The organism is Acinetobacter sp. ATCC 27244, from assembly GCF_000156555.1.
In the GTDB taxonomy this organism is placed as follows: Bacteria; Pseudomonadota; Gammaproteobacteria; order Pseudomonadales; family Moraxellaceae; genus Acinetobacter; species Acinetobacter haemolyticus.
Genome location: NZ_GG665954.1, coordinates 1 through 16614, shown reverse-complemented (window position 1 = coordinate 16614; position 16614 = coordinate 1). Strand labels below are relative to the sequence as shown.

At 35.9% G+C, this 16614-nt stretch carries 17 protein-coding genes; 4 read left to right on the top strand and 13 right to left on the bottom strand.

All coding sequences use genetic code 11. The annotated features are described in order from the left end of the window. Positions 1-578: 578 nt before the first annotated feature. Positions 579-812 carry a hypothetical protein gene (locus HMPREF0023_RS07615; RefSeq protein ID WP_008941699.1) on the bottom strand — a complete coding sequence of 78 codons (234 nt, stop codon included), beginning with the start codon at positions 810-812 and terminating at the stop codon, positions 579-581. 48 nt (positions 813-860) lie between these two features. Beyond that, entirely contained in the window at positions 861-1031 is a 171-nt protein-coding gene (locus HMPREF0023_RS16880; protein WP_008941698.1) for a hypothetical protein, read from the bottom strand. A gap of 262 nt (positions 1032-1293) precedes the next feature. On the opposite strand from HMPREF0023_RS16880, the gene HMPREF0023_RS07610 reads away from it, so the two are divergent. The 3 genes from HMPREF0023_RS07610 to HMPREF0023_RS07600 all read left to right on the top strand — a co-directional run bounded on the left by HMPREF0023_RS07610 (position 1294) and on the right by HMPREF0023_RS07600 (position 4939). Continuing rightward, on the top strand, positions 1294-1737 hold the full coding sequence (locus tag HMPREF0023_RS07610) for a hypothetical protein (protein WP_008941697.1): 444 nt from the start codon (positions 1294-1296) through the stop codon (positions 1735-1737). A gap of 941 nt (positions 1738-2678) precedes the next feature. Continuing rightward, complete coding sequence (gene otsB / locus HMPREF0023_RS07605; RefSeq protein WP_008941696.1) at positions 2679-3515, top strand: trehalose-phosphatase; 837 nt, start codon at positions 2679-2681, stop codon at positions 3513-3515. Then, positions 3503-4939 (top strand): trehalose-6-phosphate synthase, encoded by a 1437-nt coding sequence (locus tag HMPREF0023_RS07600; RefSeq protein WP_008941695.1) that lies wholly within the window; start codon positions 3503-3505, stop codon positions 4937-4939. The genes otsB and HMPREF0023_RS07600 overlap by 13 nt, the downstream gene beginning before the upstream one ends. 61 nt (positions 4940-5000) lie before the next feature. Here the strand turns inward: HMPREF0023_RS07600 and HMPREF0023_RS07595 are convergent, their stop codons facing one another. From HMPREF0023_RS07595 to HMPREF0023_RS07575, 5 genes are all read right to left on the bottom strand, one after another. After that, the gene (locus HMPREF0023_RS07595; RefSeq protein ID WP_008941694.1) at positions 5001-6191 is read right to left on the bottom strand and encodes an MFS transporter; all 1191 of its coding nucleotides are present in this window, start codon (positions 6189-6191) and stop codon (positions 5001-5003) included. Between the two features lie 383 nt (positions 6192-6574). Further along, entirely contained in the window at positions 6575-7219 is a 645-nt protein-coding gene (locus tag HMPREF0023_RS07590) for a glycosyltransferase (protein WP_008941693.1), read from the bottom strand. Beyond that, positions 7216-7815, bottom strand: coding sequence for a class I SAM-dependent methyltransferase (locus tag HMPREF0023_RS07585; RefSeq protein ID WP_008941692.1), 600 nt, complete (start codon positions 7813-7815; stop codon positions 7216-7218). Before HMPREF0023_RS07585 ends, HMPREF0023_RS07590 begins: the two co-directional genes overlap by 4 nt. Next, positions 7808-8584, bottom strand: coding sequence for a PIG-L deacetylase family protein (locus tag HMPREF0023_RS07580; protein ID WP_017396709.1), 777 nt, complete (start codon positions 8582-8584; stop codon positions 7808-7810). Before HMPREF0023_RS07580 ends, HMPREF0023_RS07585 begins: the two co-directional genes overlap by 8 nt. Further along, positions 8572-9585: an acyl-CoA/acyl-ACP dehydrogenase gene (locus HMPREF0023_RS07575; RefSeq protein WP_008941690.1), complete on the bottom strand. Its 1014-nt coding sequence runs from the start codon at positions 9583-9585 to the stop codon at positions 8572-8574. Before HMPREF0023_RS07575 ends, HMPREF0023_RS07580 begins: the two co-directional genes overlap by 13 nt. A gap of 253 nt (positions 9586-9838) precedes the next feature. Here HMPREF0023_RS07575 and HMPREF0023_RS07570 point away from each other — a divergent pair, with 253 nt between their 5' ends. Further along, the gene (locus HMPREF0023_RS07570) at positions 9839-10072 is read left to right on the top strand and encodes a DUF2171 domain-containing protein (RefSeq protein WP_008941689.1); all 234 of its coding nucleotides are present in this window, start codon (positions 9839-9841) and stop codon (positions 10070-10072) included. Between the two features lie 75 nt (positions 10073-10147). Here the strand turns inward: HMPREF0023_RS07570 and HMPREF0023_RS16875 are convergent, their stop codons facing one another. From HMPREF0023_RS16875 to HMPREF0023_RS07540, 6 genes are all read right to left on the bottom strand, one after another. Further along, positions 10148-10405 (bottom strand): hypothetical protein, encoded by a 258-nt coding sequence (locus tag HMPREF0023_RS16875; protein WP_409333564.1) that lies wholly within the window; start codon positions 10403-10405, stop codon positions 10148-10150. A gap of 122 nt (positions 10406-10527) precedes the next feature. Beyond that, positions 10528-10977: a hypothetical protein gene (locus HMPREF0023_RS07560; RefSeq protein WP_026056339.1), complete on the bottom strand. Its 450-nt coding sequence runs from the start codon at positions 10975-10977 to the stop codon at positions 10528-10530. Between the two features lie 525 nt (positions 10978-11502). Then, positions 11503-12621, bottom strand: a complete 1119-nt coding sequence (locus HMPREF0023_RS07555) for an ABC transporter permease (RefSeq protein WP_008941686.1) — start codon at positions 12619-12621, stop codon at positions 11503-11505. A gap of 3 nt (positions 12622-12624) precedes the next feature. After that, on the bottom strand, positions 12625-13752 hold the full coding sequence (locus HMPREF0023_RS07550) for an ABC transporter permease (RefSeq protein ID WP_008941685.1): 1128 nt from the start codon (positions 13750-13752) through the stop codon (positions 12625-12627). Next, positions 13749-15515 carry an ATP-binding cassette domain-containing protein gene (locus tag HMPREF0023_RS07545; RefSeq protein ID WP_008941684.1) on the bottom strand — a complete coding sequence of 589 codons (1767 nt, stop codon included), beginning with the start codon at positions 15513-15515 and terminating at the stop codon, positions 13749-13751. The genes HMPREF0023_RS07550 and HMPREF0023_RS07545 overlap by 4 nt, the downstream gene beginning before the upstream one ends. A gap of 6 nt (positions 15516-15521) precedes the next feature. Then, on the bottom strand, positions 15522-16532 hold the full coding sequence (locus tag HMPREF0023_RS07540; RefSeq protein ID WP_008941683.1) for an HlyD family efflux transporter periplasmic adaptor subunit: 1011 nt from the start codon (positions 16530-16532) through the stop codon (positions 15522-15524). Positions 16533-16614: the final 82 nt, after the last annotated feature.

Sequence of the window (16614 nt, the reverse complement as noted above, 5' to 3'; positions counted from 1 at the left end):
CTTGCTTCATCCCAAGTTAAACATAATTAATTTTTGCCTGCTCCCAATTAATTCTTAGTTCTGACTCCACACGTCCAAATGCAACATCGGAATCATATTCATAACGCTTTTCATAGCTTACTCGATAACTATTTCGGTAGTATCGATCATAACCTAGATCTGAATATTTAGTCTTTGCAAAATTTTAATAAGGCTAATTTACATAATTTTGTACCAGTAAGTATCCTCTACAGTAGTATCAATTATTTCACCAACAGCATGTCTAGCCAATCCATCGACTCCAGTACTTAAAGCACCTACAAGTGTACCACCTAAAGCTCCCCCTCTAGTTTCTACAAGATGTGAAACAAGTTCACCTCTGATTGAATTTGCATTGAAATCCTTATAACTTCATCATGTGCATCCTTTATACACTCATGATCATAATCATCTTGCTTTATTGTTTCAATTTGAATTCTTTAGGATATTGTTTGCTACTGCTCATGAGCACCACGTTTATTAGCCATTTTATTTAACTAAAAGACGTCTACTAAATCAGTGGCTATTCAGATTCAATTTTTTTGTAATTTTGATAAATTTCAAATTCCGTTAATTTTATCAGCGGAGTCATCATTGCGAAAATAAGAGATGATCCTTTCTCCACTATGAATATTTCTAATATCCAAAAAACTATTTGGATCACTTTGAAAAATAAAATCTTGTAGAATATCTCTATGTGAATGATGCAGAAATTTCTCTTCACCCTCAATCATTTTTTCAATAAAACCAGCAAGCCATAATATAAATTCCTCCTTATGCTTATAGTAAGGCATAACGTCAATATCTAAAATAATTCGACCATGTTTTACAGGTGTTTTAAATCAATTTATAAAATCTATGTAGTTGTAAATCATCTTAAGGTCCTTATCAATTAAATTTTTACGGATTTGTTTAATAATTAAATTCAAACTATCTTGTTTATCATTAATAAACTGATCATTTTTCTTAAATTTTATATAAATATTTTCAGCAATTTTTAGATATTGAGACATGGAGAAGTTCTCTAAAAGTTATGTACTTAAGTTTATTATGAAATCAAAATTATTCATTCCAAATGTGTAAGTAGTATAAGAATTGTGTAATATTTTTAAATTTTTGAAATAATTTATCGTTTGACCAATCGCTGACCAAATAAAATTTTATCCGTATTACAACTAGTAATAGTCTTAACAATTCAACCAACAAATTTAGTAAAATCTTACATTTAATAGTTTTTACTATATAGAACTTTTATTACTTTAAAAATTAGATCAAATGGCTTATGAAAATGATGTTCAAACACTTTCTCGTATTGCACTAGCTTTCCGTGAAGCTTTAGATCATATCACTCAGGGTTTTATTACAGGAACGTTTAGTAAATTTCCAAAACAATGTGGAGCCGATGCTTGCGATCTATTACAATATTATTTGCTCAATGTTCACAACATAAAATCTGATTATCGTGTCGGGAAAGTTCAAATTTCTGCACGAATGCCCGAAATTGCACACTGCTATTTAAGCGTGAATGGAATCATTCTTGATATCACCGCGGATCAGTTTCATAAGGAATGGTTTCCGAGAGTCATTGTATGTGAAAGCGGAGAATATCCTTTGACTCCTTATTTTAAATATATCCGTAGTAAGTCTGGTCAGAATCTAGTGCCATTAAATAATTATCTTGAATCAATTTATAAACAAGTGATAAAAAATTTAAAATGATTGTAATTTATATTACATGATGTATCCAATCTTTCATTAGATTTTCATCATCATTATAAATATTAGAATAAAAATGCAAATATTTTAAAATTTTATTTCACATTTCAATAAATACTTTAAATTAAAAAGTAAATTTATTTTGTAAGAAACAGTGGCTATAAATTTAACACTTTTAATATTATATTAATTTACTTATTATTAAGCTAAAATATTTTTAAAATCATAAAAATAATTTACGCAATTAAATATTATAAAAAATATATTCAATTTTATAAATATTCTCACCTCTAATTAATATTTAATAAAGTCTTTAAATATCAATTAAATAACTTATTACAACAAAAAACTAACCTCCTGATTTTACAGAAAATCACATATTGGTTTAAGTATTTACGTTTAAATTAAATTTTAATCTATATTTACCTCTTGATCTTTAACAGATTGAACCCGAGTCTTTGTTCCAACAATAAAATTTATCGACATTATTATTGTCAAATATTTATTACCAAATTAATTCTCCTAATTTAATAACCTCCCTACACCTCCATAGATAAATACTTATCAGTGCTTTCTGGTGGATATATTGTTTATTTTAATCCTATTTCTAGGTCTTTAATGGCATTCATAGGCACAATTAACAAGACTAAATCGATAAAAATTATATTAATTTTCTTTATCTCCACTCTCATCAATTCATACAGAATATTGAAAAATATTTTCAAGTATTTATTTAAACAGGACTATGCACGATATAAATAGTACTTACCAAATAATTTTATATTAAAAATGTAAAAAAAATTTACGATGTATTAAAAACATTTCAAATGTAAATTATGTTCTCCTTGTGTTTAATTATTGACAAATCATCTATTATATATAAATTTACGCTCTACAATAAAATAAAATAGTGATAAGAGATACTAAAATTGAAAAAGAGAATAGTGGAATTAAGTTCAAATTTAAATTTTTTACAGAATCTGAGAGATAAGCTTAGCTCAAATTACAATAAGCCATGTCTATTCTTAGATATAGATGGAACTTTATCAGATTTTCAATTAAATCCTACTGACAGTTATATTCCGACAAATACTTTAAATATTTTAGGAAAAATTATTTCAAACGAGATTCCTGTTGTAGCTGTGACAGGACGAGACATTGATTCTGCACGTAAATTATTTGAATTCATTGATCTTCCAATTGCTGCATTGCATGGATTAGAAATATATCTAGGAAATGAAAAAGAATTACATAAACAAAAGGATTTATTAGAAATTTCACATATTTACAAAATTTTAACTCAAGCATGTATCTCCTATCCAAGTTTACTGATTGAAAACAAGAAATCTTCAATTGCGTTGCATTACAGGAAAGCTCCAGAGCTAGAAGATATAGCGAAAAAAATAATATTAGAAGGTCAAAAGATATTCCCCAACCTAAAGTTAATTCAAGGGAAATTCGTTTATGAATTATTACCTGCGCAAGCCAATAAAGGCTTGGCAATCAAGGAAGTTTTAGCTCATTTAAACCAGTATGAGGTTTACACACCAATTTTCATTGGCGATGACGTCACGGACGAAGATGGTTTTTATTTTGTGAATCAGGTGGAAGATGGCATCTCAATCAAAGTCGGTCAAGGGCTTACCCATGCCAAATACCAACTTCAAGACATAAAACAAGTACATGATTTTTTAGAATTATTTTTAGAAAACATTCAGAACTATGACAACAATGTTAAGGGTAACAACAACTTAGATGGAGAGAAAACATGTCTAAACTAATTGTTTTATCAAATCGTGTCAGTATTCCCAATGGGCAAAAAACTACCGCAGGTGGGCTTGCAGTCGCTATACAAGATGCATTAGATGATATTGGTGGTGTATGGCTTGGATGGAATGGCGAACGAGTTCATAAGCAAGATGAAGTACATTTTAATATTCTTCGGAAGGATAAAGTTGAATATGTCACCTGCCCTTTAACAAATTCTCAATATTCAGATTATTATGCAGGGTTTGCCAACAATACACTTTGGCCTGCCATGCATTATCGTTCAGACCTGATTGAGTTTAAATCATCAGAATACGAAGGATATCAAAAAGTAAATTATTTATTCGCTCAAAAACTTGCCGAAATTGCAGATCCAGACGATACCATTTGGGTCCATGATTATCATTTTTTAAGTGTGGCGAAATATTGCCGTGAACTCGGTATGCAGAATAAAATTGGATTTTTCCTGCATATTCCTTTTGCACCTTTATTTATCTGGCAAAAAATTCCATGTGCTCAACAATTGATTGAGGATCTATGCCAATACGATGTGGTGGGTCTACAAACAGATAAAGATCAAAAAGTGTGTATGCAAGTATGCACATCTTTATTGAAAGCACAGAAAATTCAACAAACGTTGTTAAGCTACCATCAACGTTTGACCATAATTAAATGCTACCCAATTGGGGTAAATCCAACAGCGATTCAAAAAGCGGCCCAACAGTTTATTGATGTACAAGACTTCCTTACCCGCCCAGTAGAGCTGAATGCTGCTAAAACCATTATCGGCGTAGATCGGATCGACTATTCAAAAGGTTTACTGGAACGTTTTTTGTCCTATGCAGAGTTTTTAGAGAAATATCCTGAGTATCAGCAGCATATTCAACATTTACAAATTGCTTGCCCATGTCGTTTGGAAGTTCCAGCTTATCAACGTTTATTTGAGCGTTTCAAGATTAAGATCGAGATGATTAATCAGGAATTTGCACAGGATGACTGGCAACCCGTGGAATGTATTTATGATGCAATGAAACATCATCATTTGATGCAAATCTATCGTCAAGCGGATGTGTGCTGGATCAGTTCAATACGAGATGGGATGAATTTGGTAGCGAAAGAATATATTGCCGCACAAAATCCATCAAATCCTGGTGTACTGATTCTATCCAAATATGCAGGTGCTGCAGAGCATATGTCAGAAGCACTAGTGGTTGATCCTACCAACAAAACGGCAATGGTCGATGTTTTAAAAACAGCACTGGAAATGCCACGACAAGAACGTATTTCACGCTACAAACACCTGATGAAAGGTTTAAAAGATTTTGATATTAATGACTGGCGCAATGCATTTCTTAACGACTTACAGAACAAAACCGCTGTGCAGGATTTCAGATTCCTGGGAATGCGTAACGTTAACCCTATTTATCAAAATTTATAGTACTTCGATTTGTAAGGAACTGGCAGTATCCAGATATTGCCAGTTCAATTCACTATGATGCTTATTTCACATAAGTAAACCGATTTAAAGCCACAATCACTAATAATAGACCAGATAGTGCCATAAACACTGTACTTAGGCCAATCAGCTCACTAACCATTCCAATGAAAGCAGGTCCAACCAGAATACCCGTATAAGCCATAGTCGAAACACAAGACAAAGCAACTGCGCTTACCATCATCTTCTGACGTCCAGCACGGGAAAACATGATTGGGACGATGTTAGAACAACCTGCGCCAACCAATGTATAACCCACTAAAACCAGCCACCAATGGGGCGCGATACTGACCAAAGCTAAACCTAAAGTTGCACAAATCGCACTATAGGTTAAAAGCTTTTTTTCACCAAAATAACTGATTAGGTAATGCCCCGTAAAACGTCCTGTGGTCATGGCAATTGCGAAGAAGGTATACGCCAATCCCGAAAAAGCGGCATTAACTCCATATTGATGCGTTAAATAAATACCACTCCAGTCCATCGCCGCACCTTCCGTCATGAAAATGATGAAGCAGGCAATACCAATTAATATAATCAAAGGTTGTGGCAGACGTTGACGTATCGAATTTTTCACTGTCGATGATGCTTCAAGACTGATGTTTTCTACAGCTTTTATGCTGTATGGTACTGAAAGAAAAGCAATAATTACCAACAGTAGACTCACAGCAAATGCGCTTATAACAGATGAAATACTTAAAGCAAGCAATGCAGTAATCGTCAGTACCCCAGCTAATCCGCCTAGACTCGCCATACCATGAAAGCTAGACATCAATGATTTTAAGCTATTTTTCTCAACCACTACGGCCTGAATATTGAGTGAAACGCCCAGACTTCCTGCTGCTGTACCAAATAAGAATAAAGTGATCGCCATCATTAACGGCGTGCTCCATAAGCTTAGGCTTGGCAATAAAACGGCAAGTAAGAATAAAGAGAAACCGATCGGCACACGACAACCAATCCGCTGAACAATTTTACCTGTTGCAGGCATAGCTAGCATTGCACCTAAGCCACCGCATAATAGCAACAAACCAAAATCGGCATGATTAAAATGCAAACGTTGCTGGGCAAAAGGAATCAGCGGCGCCCATGCAGCCGTGGCGAAACCAAGACCGAAAAAGCTAAAACGAGTTGAAACACTTTGAGCACTTAATTGAATTTCAGGATCAATAAGAGCAGTTCTGGAAAAAAGGATCATTTAATACCATCCACACAAATTAACTCAGAGCGTCCATCTCGGATAAATCGCCATAGAAAAACCCCTGCTAATCTATAGAGAAGTTCTATAAATCCACAGAGGCTTTTATGGCGAAATTATACACAAAACCAAGCTAAAAACAGTATTTTTTACAAAAATAAAATCACTATATATCAAACACTTATTGCTGTTTATTCAAATAAATTCAAAGCGTTTATTTTTAACACTTTTTCTTCTTAGCTTTTCAATTTAATTAGGGAAAGATATGAATTTACTTAAATTTTGTAGGGATGACTGAATTAAGCAGCTCATTTATAAAGCTGAATAATATATTTCACCCGCTATAGCTGTGGATTAGCTTTCTCCATCGAATCAGGTCAATTTTATAAATGTTTTAAAAAGTACGATAAACCTTCAGGTGCACGTCCATTTAATCGACTGCTAGTGGTGACCCGAACCAGATTACTCCAAGTGATTTTGCAACATTGTTTAATAAATTTTTCAATTAATGAAACATCCTCATGACAAGGAATAGGTTCAAAACCTCCTGCCTGAATATAGGCTTCGGCACTAAAGCTTAAATTCGCCCCATGTATATGTTGATGATCCATCCTGTCCTGATAATGCGTCAGATATTTTTGCTGTTGTTGTATTGATAAGTGACTAAGATCATCCAGTATAACGATGCCACAAATGGCATCTGTTGGCTGGTGTCGCATTTGGCATAGTAACCAATCTGGATCTACAATTGTATCAGCATCCGTGCAAGCGACCCATGTAACTCCTTGATCGATTAACTGCCTAATGCCAAGGTCTCTGGCCTTGCCCACACAAGCAAAATTACATTCAAGCCAGTTCATCTGATGTGACTTTACAATCATGAGGGACTGGTCAGTGCAACTGTCTAAAACCACTAGAATCTCGACCTGACTGTGACCTATATGATGTATAGCTTGTTCAATTGACTGCAAACAAGCGGATAAATTCTGTTCTTCATTATGGGCTGGGATAACAATACCTATTTTCATATTAAGCCCTGTTGTTTTGCCAAAGATGAAGGATTTACCGTCCAGATATCAATGATGAAATCTGGATCATTAAGACTTAAATAATGAGTGAACAACAAAGATTGTTTTAAATGATGATGGACTTGAGAAGCATCTAGTTCAAAATCCTGAATGGCATGACGCCAGTGACAACACAGGATTTCACCTTGTAGCGTTAAACTGTCTTTGAGCTGATCAATCAATTCATGCAGTTCATTACGTGATAAGTAATAGACCACTTCACTGATGACAATCAGATCAAATTTCTGTTCAGGAAAATTTTCAGGAATTTTTTGTTGTTGAACGCTCACATGCTTCAAATTCTGTAAACGTTGAGAGGCCCAATGAACAGCATGTGCAGAAAAATCTAGACATAACAGCTGATCAGCGCGTTTGGCTAGATGTACACTTAAATGGCCATTGGAACAGCCGATTTCCAACACTGATGAATAACGCTGTTGAGTAAGCAATGCCAAACAAATCTGCCTTTTACGAGCTTCATACCAATGAAGATCATAGCCCCAAGGGTCATTATTGTGATGATATAAGGCTTCGAAATATTGACTAGAATCATTCACAAAGATAAACCTCCCAAGGCATTAACAAACGTTCGATGATTGCTGGAGATAAAACCGCAGCATTGCCTGTACTTTCATCAGCTTCAATCTGACTCTTAAACTGCATGATGGCCTGACGTTTTTTGATTAATTGGGCCTGAGTTAAATTGTAAGCTCTAGCCTTTTGCCAGTTGATACGCGGATCTAGTGGTCGCGCCCAATGCCAAGCCCAGATCAGCACGTGTAAATATGACATGCCATGAGCTAGAGCAAATGCCTGTACAGTTTTTCCTACCGCTTCATGATCTGGGTGCCCGTCCTGTGCATAGCTACAAATTAGAATGTCTTCAGCTTGAACCAACTTGTCTAACTCTTGCCACAGATGTTCCATGTACAAATGAATCTGTCCGTCTGGTAAATTTAAGGCAATATTTTGGGCATATTTATAAACATTTAAACTATTTAAAGCCATCAAACTTTCTTGAGGACGGATTTGATTTAATTGTTCTGGACTGTATTTTCTTGAATGAGGATGGCTTTGTGTACCATTACTGACGGCGACTATTAATAAATGACAATTCAAAGTAATCAACTGTTGCATCAAACCGCCACAACCGAGTATTTCATCATCTGGATGAGGGGCAACAATCACAATTCGTTTCGATTGAAATTTTTCAAGATTGAGTGGTGACAGCGGTTGTTGCGAAAATGCATGTAACCATTGTTCTCGGGATGTACCTTGCCCTTCTATAATACGGTCTTCGACTAAAGGATGCTTTAAAGCTGCCATAACAGTTGCTCCTGTAAACATCGTTCAGCAATTTGCTCATCATCAAATGCAGCGTGACTTTGCCGAATAAATACAGGTAAATCTGCCATTAAACTGGCAAAAGTCGCTTGTTCACAAAAAGGCCTTGCTCCAAGCGCTTTTCCAACCCCTTCAATAACAGCCAAACAGCTTTGTTCTGCCTGCGCGCGCAAGATCCTTACATCCCGTTCATGACTAAGCTTGGGTTGGCAATCAATCAGTTGCGCGATATATTGGAAATATTGTCGGGTTACAGCAAGTTGAGTTGCCAACTGACCTAAATACATTTTTTTAAAAGAATTAGGGGTTTTAAGGCAACTTTGTTGTAGCTCATCCATTAACCGTACTGCCGCACCGTACCAGCAAGCTGCAACACCCGCAGCACCATGCCAAAAACCAACCCGATCAAGGTAGTCATTGGGACGACCAATGAGTTTGACTGCTATCTCCTGAAAATTGACTCTTGCGGTCTGTGTACCTTGCATGCCTATAGCTTGCCAGTGAGTCAGATCAATGGTGATCAAGGATTGGTTGAGGTCAATAATGCAGAGCTGAGATTGCCCCAGTTGATCTTTAAAACTTATTAATGCTTTTTGAATAAATTCAGCACCTGAACACCACGGTTTAATTCCATGGCAAAGCCCATTTTCGATCTGTAACGGTACTGGTCCACCATCGGCAGCCCAAACAGCCCATGTCTCCTCATCGATTTCTTTTTCATAGCCGAGTTCATGCAAAATACTTAAAGCATCAAAATGCGACTCAAAAAGCTTCGCTAAACTTAGGTCAAACCCAGCTATCTGAGCAAAAATTTGCCAGCGTTGATAGGTTTGTCCCGAAGCAGGTTCAGGCAATCGCCCAACAGAATGAATTAACTGTTTCAACACAATTGGACGTTGATTTAATTTTTCTTCAGCTGAGTACTGCTCAAAGCGATTTAATATATCGAAAGTTGAGCTTTTTATAAATATTTTGCTATTCATTCTTAAAATATTAATTCAAGTCAGTTTATTTAAACAATAATTGAAACACTCCGTTTAGTTAAATAGCTAATTTGTAATAAAAAGGTAATTACTCATACTTTCTTATCTACTTATTTCATTGTTAACTAAACATTATGTTTAGGTGAAACTATAAAATCATCATGTAAGGATTATTAAAAACCTAACAATTAAGATGGAATATGAAATAGCTTAAAGACTATCGTTTTGTGAAACTTAAAGAAGAGGTTGAGAAATGAGTACTTTAAATATTCAAGATATTAAAATACATTCAGATGTTATTGCTTCTTGTGGTACCAAAGTAGGAACAGTTGACCATCTTGAGGGTGACAGTCAATTAAAACTAACTCGAGATAAAAATGATCAACATCATTTAATCCCAACAGGCTGGATTGGTGAGATAAAAGATGACAAGGTTATACTAATTAAAAACTCAGAAGAAGTTAAGCAGCAATGGCAAGCTATTTAATGTAGGAAAATACAAAGCGTGGGCAAACTTTGGCCACGCTTTGCTTTTTTTATAATTAATACTTTTAATTAAGACCTAAAAAAGATAAAAATATTTAGTTTTTATAAAATCATCAACACCTAGTTTTATAATTATTTTATTGAATCTATGAGTGTATTTATAAATAGTCGCGTCTTCAATACTATTTTTATAAACTGTGTATTGCCCATGTCCACTTGATGCGATAACCGTATCAATTGTAATTTTCACCTTTCCATCTACAGCATTAAAGGTTGAAAAAGCTACAATGTGTGCAGTGTTTATATAATTTTCTAAATCAATTTTAATAAACATAGATTTCTTCTTAGTAAATATAATAAAAAATATTGCCGTTGATAGCAGTGCGCTGAAAACCAGCATAAAAAAGGAGCAAGCAAGTCAAAGACTTGCTCCTCTATCACACCATTTGAAAACTTTTATTCATTTTTTATTTTTTGAAAATCATCACTATTAAAGTAGGATTCGATCATCTTTGCGGTATCATTTCCATGTTTCTTCAGCAATTCACTTATATCATTTTCAAAAGAAAAATCAGGTGGAATTTCCTCAATAAGAGGAGGCAAACGTTTAACTCCACCCTCCGTAATTTTTTCAATAAAGCTAGCTAACCAAAGTACAAATTCATCTCTATTTTTATGGTTTGGAATTAAGCTAACGTCGACATTGATCTGACCCTTTACTGGCTTATCTTGGAATCCCTCTACAAAATCGATGTAGTTATGGATCAACTTTAAATTGGTGTCTTTAAGATCTTCACGCAATTGTTTAACAATTAAATTCAAGCAATCTTGAAGTGGTGTATCAAACTTATTTTCTTCTTCAAAACGCTTATAAATATTATCAGCAATACGTAAATACTGTGGCATTACATTACCCTCCCATTCCATGTAGTAAAAAAATTATCCAATCTTTTTTGTAAATATTTCGTAATATTTATTATTTAATTTGTACATTTTGTTGTTTTTTTATAAGCAGTATAAAATTAAAAGCTTACCTACAGCATAAGATCACCTCTAAACTGAACTTTTCTAGAAGACATACTTATAGTATTAAACAACTCAGTTTCTAATAGATAAATCAGTGCAATAAAATGAGACCAGTATTTTTATTTTATGCCCCTTCTCCTTAAGTTTAATTATAAAGTCCTATAGAAAAATTTTTCAAAATCAACTTCGATCTTCATGTCCGGTTTATTCTAAAGAGTAGGTTTACTTTAGCATCGGTCTTTGGATTTTTTGAAGCATTAAGATTTACCTTGAATAAGTCATTTTGTACTCTAAAAATTTAACAAGTTTAAGCTTAAAAATTGACTTTAAATTAAAGCTCTTAATTTTGCCCCTCCCCCCATTATTACGACTCTTAAACGTCTCACAACCAGCCATAATATTTATTTAAGACAGTCTATTTCTAAACAACCATGCTGCTAAAGGTAATGTGAAGACAGTTAATACAAACATTGGCATAAAATCCCATTTTACTTGTGAGAATGTTGCCCCCTCTAGATAAACACGCTGCACAAGGTCAATTCCGAAACGTAATGGATTGGCATAGGTCGCGATTTCTAAAAAATGTGGCATATTCTGTACAGGTGTTAACAACCCAGATAGAAGCATGAGTGGCATGATCAAAAAGAAAGTAAACAGCATGGCTTGCTGCATATTCAGTGAAATTGCCGAAATGGACAACCCCACCCCAACCACAGCAACATTAAAACACAATAGGCCAAAAAACAATAAAACTAATGAGCCATTCATGGGAATCTGAAACCAGAATAGAATAACCAACAAGATAATGCCTGATTGTATCAAGCCGACAAAAATAGGAGGGAGAGCTTTACCAATCATGATGTGAATTGGGGTATATGGGGTTACGAGTAACTGATCAAACGTTCCCTGTTCTCTTTCCCTTGCTACAGATAACGAAGACAATAATAAGGTTTGCATCATACTTAAGGCAGCAATTAAAGACGGCATCAGCCCCCATCTTGATTCCTGATTTGGGTTATACCAAGTACGTGTTTCAATATTAATTGGCGATGCTGTACCTAATCGCTCTTGATTCACTTGTCCAATAATACTGCTAATATAAGCCCCAGCTGCGCCTGCGGTTGAAGAGTTACGCCCATCTAAAACAACTTGAATTGATGACGTCTGCCCTTGATTTAGTTTATCTTCAAAATCTTGGGGAATAGTAATAACAGCTAGAGCGGTACGATCATCTATTACTTGCTGAATCTGATTATTATTTTGCAAAGTTGCCGTTCGATTAAAAAAGCCAGAACCGTCTAAGTGATTGAGAACTTGTGCTGATGCCTGTCCCTTACTTTGATCAAGTATCGCATAATCGACATGATTAACATCATAAGTGGCAGCATAACCAAACAACAAAGCCTGCATCAAAGCCGGTGCAAATAAAATCACTCGATTACTAGGATCACTAAAAATGGTTAGAAACTCTTTTTTTACTAATACCATGAGGTTATTTAACCATATCAATATGTTTTTTATCATGTTTCAGTCCAACCTTTTTCTTAATGACAGGCAAGAGATCGTAATTAGCATCACTATGTAGACTAATAAAATGGTACATTCCTTGAACCATAGCCTCCAGTCATCTCCTCCTAAAAACAGAGTTTTGATTAAAGACATAAAATGAGTTGCAGGTAAGAACTGACTAATCCATTGCACTACAACTGGTAAATTACGGGTGTCAAACACAAAACCCGAAAGCATCATGGCTGGCATAAAGCTTGCCAGTAATGCCACCTGACTGGCTTGGAACTGACTTTTTGCTAACCCTGAAATGGTTAAACCCAATAACAACGCCACGAGTAAATATAAGAATGAAGCACTAATAATTGATAATAATGAACCCCGAATCGGCACATCAAAGACAAAAGACGCTGCCAATAAACACACCACGATATCAATCATCCCAATTACGATATAAGGGATTAATTTTGCCAATACGATTTCTAAAGGGCGAACAGGCGTTACAAATAAAGCCTCCAATGTCCCACGTTCACGCTCCCGTGCAATTAATAAACCTGTTAAAAATGCACCAATGAGAGTAAGTACCAATACGATTAAACCAGGAACAAGGAACCACGTACTATTTGCAGACTCATTGAACCACATTCGCTGTTGAATGCTTATACTTCCCACCAATGAACCAGACGGATTCCGAACGGCCTGAATCACTTGAGCAGTAGTCAATGCCCCAGCAATATAGCTTTGTAAAGCTGAAGCAATACTTGTCGAACGACCATTGGTAATAATTTGTATTGTGGCAGTACCATTGACACTTTGTTCAGCAAAGTCCGAAGGTAAATTAACAATCGCATCAATTTCAGCCCGCCCCATCGCCTGTTCTGCTTGATAGAAATTGCTATATGGGGTGGCAACAATATATTTTGTACCGTTTAATCCAGCAATCAATTGATGGCTTTGCGGTGTTGTTTTCTGTACCACAACTCCGACACGTCCATTGCTTAAATCAAAAGACAATCCATAACCAAACAATAAAATCAGAATAATTGGTAAAATCAAACCGATCGCCAGACTGCTTTTGTCCCGTAATAATTGTTTGCTTTCTTTACGAGTCAATGCTGTTAAACGCTGCCAGAATCCCATCATTTTCATGGATGTGCCTCCTGACGATGCGAACGAGACTGTTCTACAATCGCAATAAAGGCACTATTCATATCATTTGAATTGGTCTTACCTGCCTGTTGCCGTACTTCTTGTGGTGAACCTAGGGCCAACATTTTACCAGCATCCTGAATCGCAATACGGTCACAGTATTCAGCTTCTTCCATAAAATGCGTCGTAATAATTATAGTGATACCTTGATTTGCCAGTTCACCTATGGTGTACCAAAATGAACGTCTAGCTAAAGGGTCAATCCCACTTGTTGGCTCATCAAGAAAGATAATCTCAGGTTGATGTAATAAAGCGGCTGCCATTGATAAACGTTGTTTAAAACCGTTGGGTAAATCTCCACTTTTAGCATGTGGCTTTAATTCAAATTGTTGTAACGCAGTTTCAATTTGCTGATTGAGTTTTTTACCTGATAGTCCATACGCACCACCGAAAAACTTCAAATTATCCAAAACCGAAAGATTTCCATACAGAGCAAATTTCTGGGAAACATAACCAATTTTTGCTCTTGCTTCAGCTCGCGCGGTGCGTAAATTCATCCCAGCAACTTGCAGCATCCCACTACTGGCAGGCAATAAACCACAGAGCATTCTAAAAGTTGTGGTTTTGCCAGCACCATTCGGTCCTAATAAGCCAAAAATTTCCCCTCTTTGTACATCAAATGAAGTACTCGCAACTGCTGTGAAATCACCAAATGTTCTAACCAGATCTTTGACAACAATCACAGGGATATCAGATTCTGAAGTCTTTTGCTGGGCTGAACTGCTGAAATCCATTACATCATGATTTTGGTATTGCGCCTGAGCCTGATGTAAAAAAAGCATAAAAGCGTCTTCCAGCTCAGGCTCTCGTGCTTCGATGGTTGTCCCTTGTGGTAACAATTCAGATGGTAATTGTGGATAATCTGACTTAGTGATAAAACGTACCACTTCACCTTTAGGTACAGCATCAGTAATATATTGACGCTGTTGAAGTAAATAGGCTTGTAAGCTTCGGGTTTTTATATCGTTAGGTGGATGAGCTTGCCATGTTAAGCCCTGAACTTGTTCACTTAATTGTTTTGGGGTGCCTTGTTTTAAAACTTGCCCTTCGTACATGACATAGACTTCAGCACAACGTTCAGCCTCATCCATATAAGCAGTACTGATAATAACGCTTAAATTTTCTTCTTTCACCAGCTGTTCGATAATCTCCCATAAATCCCTTCGGGACAATGGGTCTACTCCCACGCTTGGCTCATCGAGCAATAATAATTCTGGTGAACGCACAAGAGTACAAGCTAAACCTAGTTTTTGTTTCATCCCTCCTGATAATTTTCCTGCTGGGCGTTCAGTAAATTGGGCTAAATCAGTAATGTCCAATAACTTAGAAAAGCGTTGCTTACGGACATCTTGTGGTACGCCATGTAAATCAGCATATAAATCTAGATTTTCCTGAATACTTAAATCTTCATATAAACCAAAACGCTGTGGCATATAGCTGATACGGTCTTGCACGGCTTGTGGATGTTTTGCTACATCGATACCAAGTACCTCAAGTGAACCAGAGGTTAGTTGATATAAACCCGCGATCAGACGTAAGAATGTAGTTTTTCCAGCACCATCAGGTCCAACCAAAGCAGTAAGTTGCCCTGTCTGAATCTGCATATTCAAGTTCTGCAACGCAACAATATCAGGCAACTTTTTATTATCAGATTTAAATATTTGTCGTAAATCACGAGCAACCACAACGCTGGAATAACTCATGGTATTCTACTCTTGTGTTACATTTGGCTTGGTAATTTTTACCGTCACTGGTTGCCCCATTTTAAGTTGATCCTGAGGATCATCTACATACACTCGGACTTCATATACCAGTGTTGTACGAATATCTTCGGTTTGTACTGTTTTAGGGGTGAATTCAGCCACGGATGAGATATAACCAATTTTTCCCGTAATCGGTTGATCAGGCTGTGCATCCCGGATGACTTGGGCTGTTGCCCCCATTTTGAGTAAACTTAAATCTTTTTCATTTGCATAGACTCGCACCCATTTAGGGTCAGTCAATGCCAATGTGTATACCGCTTTTTGCGCAGTTGTCATATCCCCTACTTCCTGTAATCTTGCTCGTACTACCGCATTGACAGGAGAACGCAATTCACTTTGGGAAATTTGATATTGAATTAGATTAAGATTGGCTTGAGTAGCTTGGTATTGTGCTTTTGCAGCTGCACGTTCTTCTGTACGTGCACCTTTTTGCAATAACTGTAAATTTGCTTCACGTTCTTTCACGGTTGCAGCCGCAGTGGCCTGATTACTTTGTGCATAATCTAGTTCTTGCTTACTAATCGCCTGCCCTGAAGTCGTATTACTTAACACTTGTAAACGTTGATAATCTTTATTTGCTTTTTCCAGTTGGGCCTGTGCAGAAGCTAACTGCGCTTTTGCCTGAGCAATTTGTTCAGGTCGATTACCAGCTTCCTGTTCAATCAAGGTTTGTTTTTGTATATTAAGTTGTGCTTCAGCCTGTTGCTGCTGAATTTTTAGAGCCTCAGTTTTTAGTGTTGCCAATACTTGACCTTGTTTTACCTTATCTCCCTCCTGTACAGAAAGGGTTTGAATCCGTCCAGCTTGTTCAAAGGCTAAAGATACCTGTCGAATATCTACATTTCCATAAAGTGTTAGATCATGATCATTATTTTTATCCTTATTTATTAACCATATCACAATCGCTAGGACTACAACGAGGCATAGCAATAGACCTGCAATAATACGCTTCTTCATGGAAAAAACCCTTTGATTAGAGCAAAGTTTAAATTCAATTTAAATTTAAACTATATCAATTTAGTAAAAAAAGCTATACTTA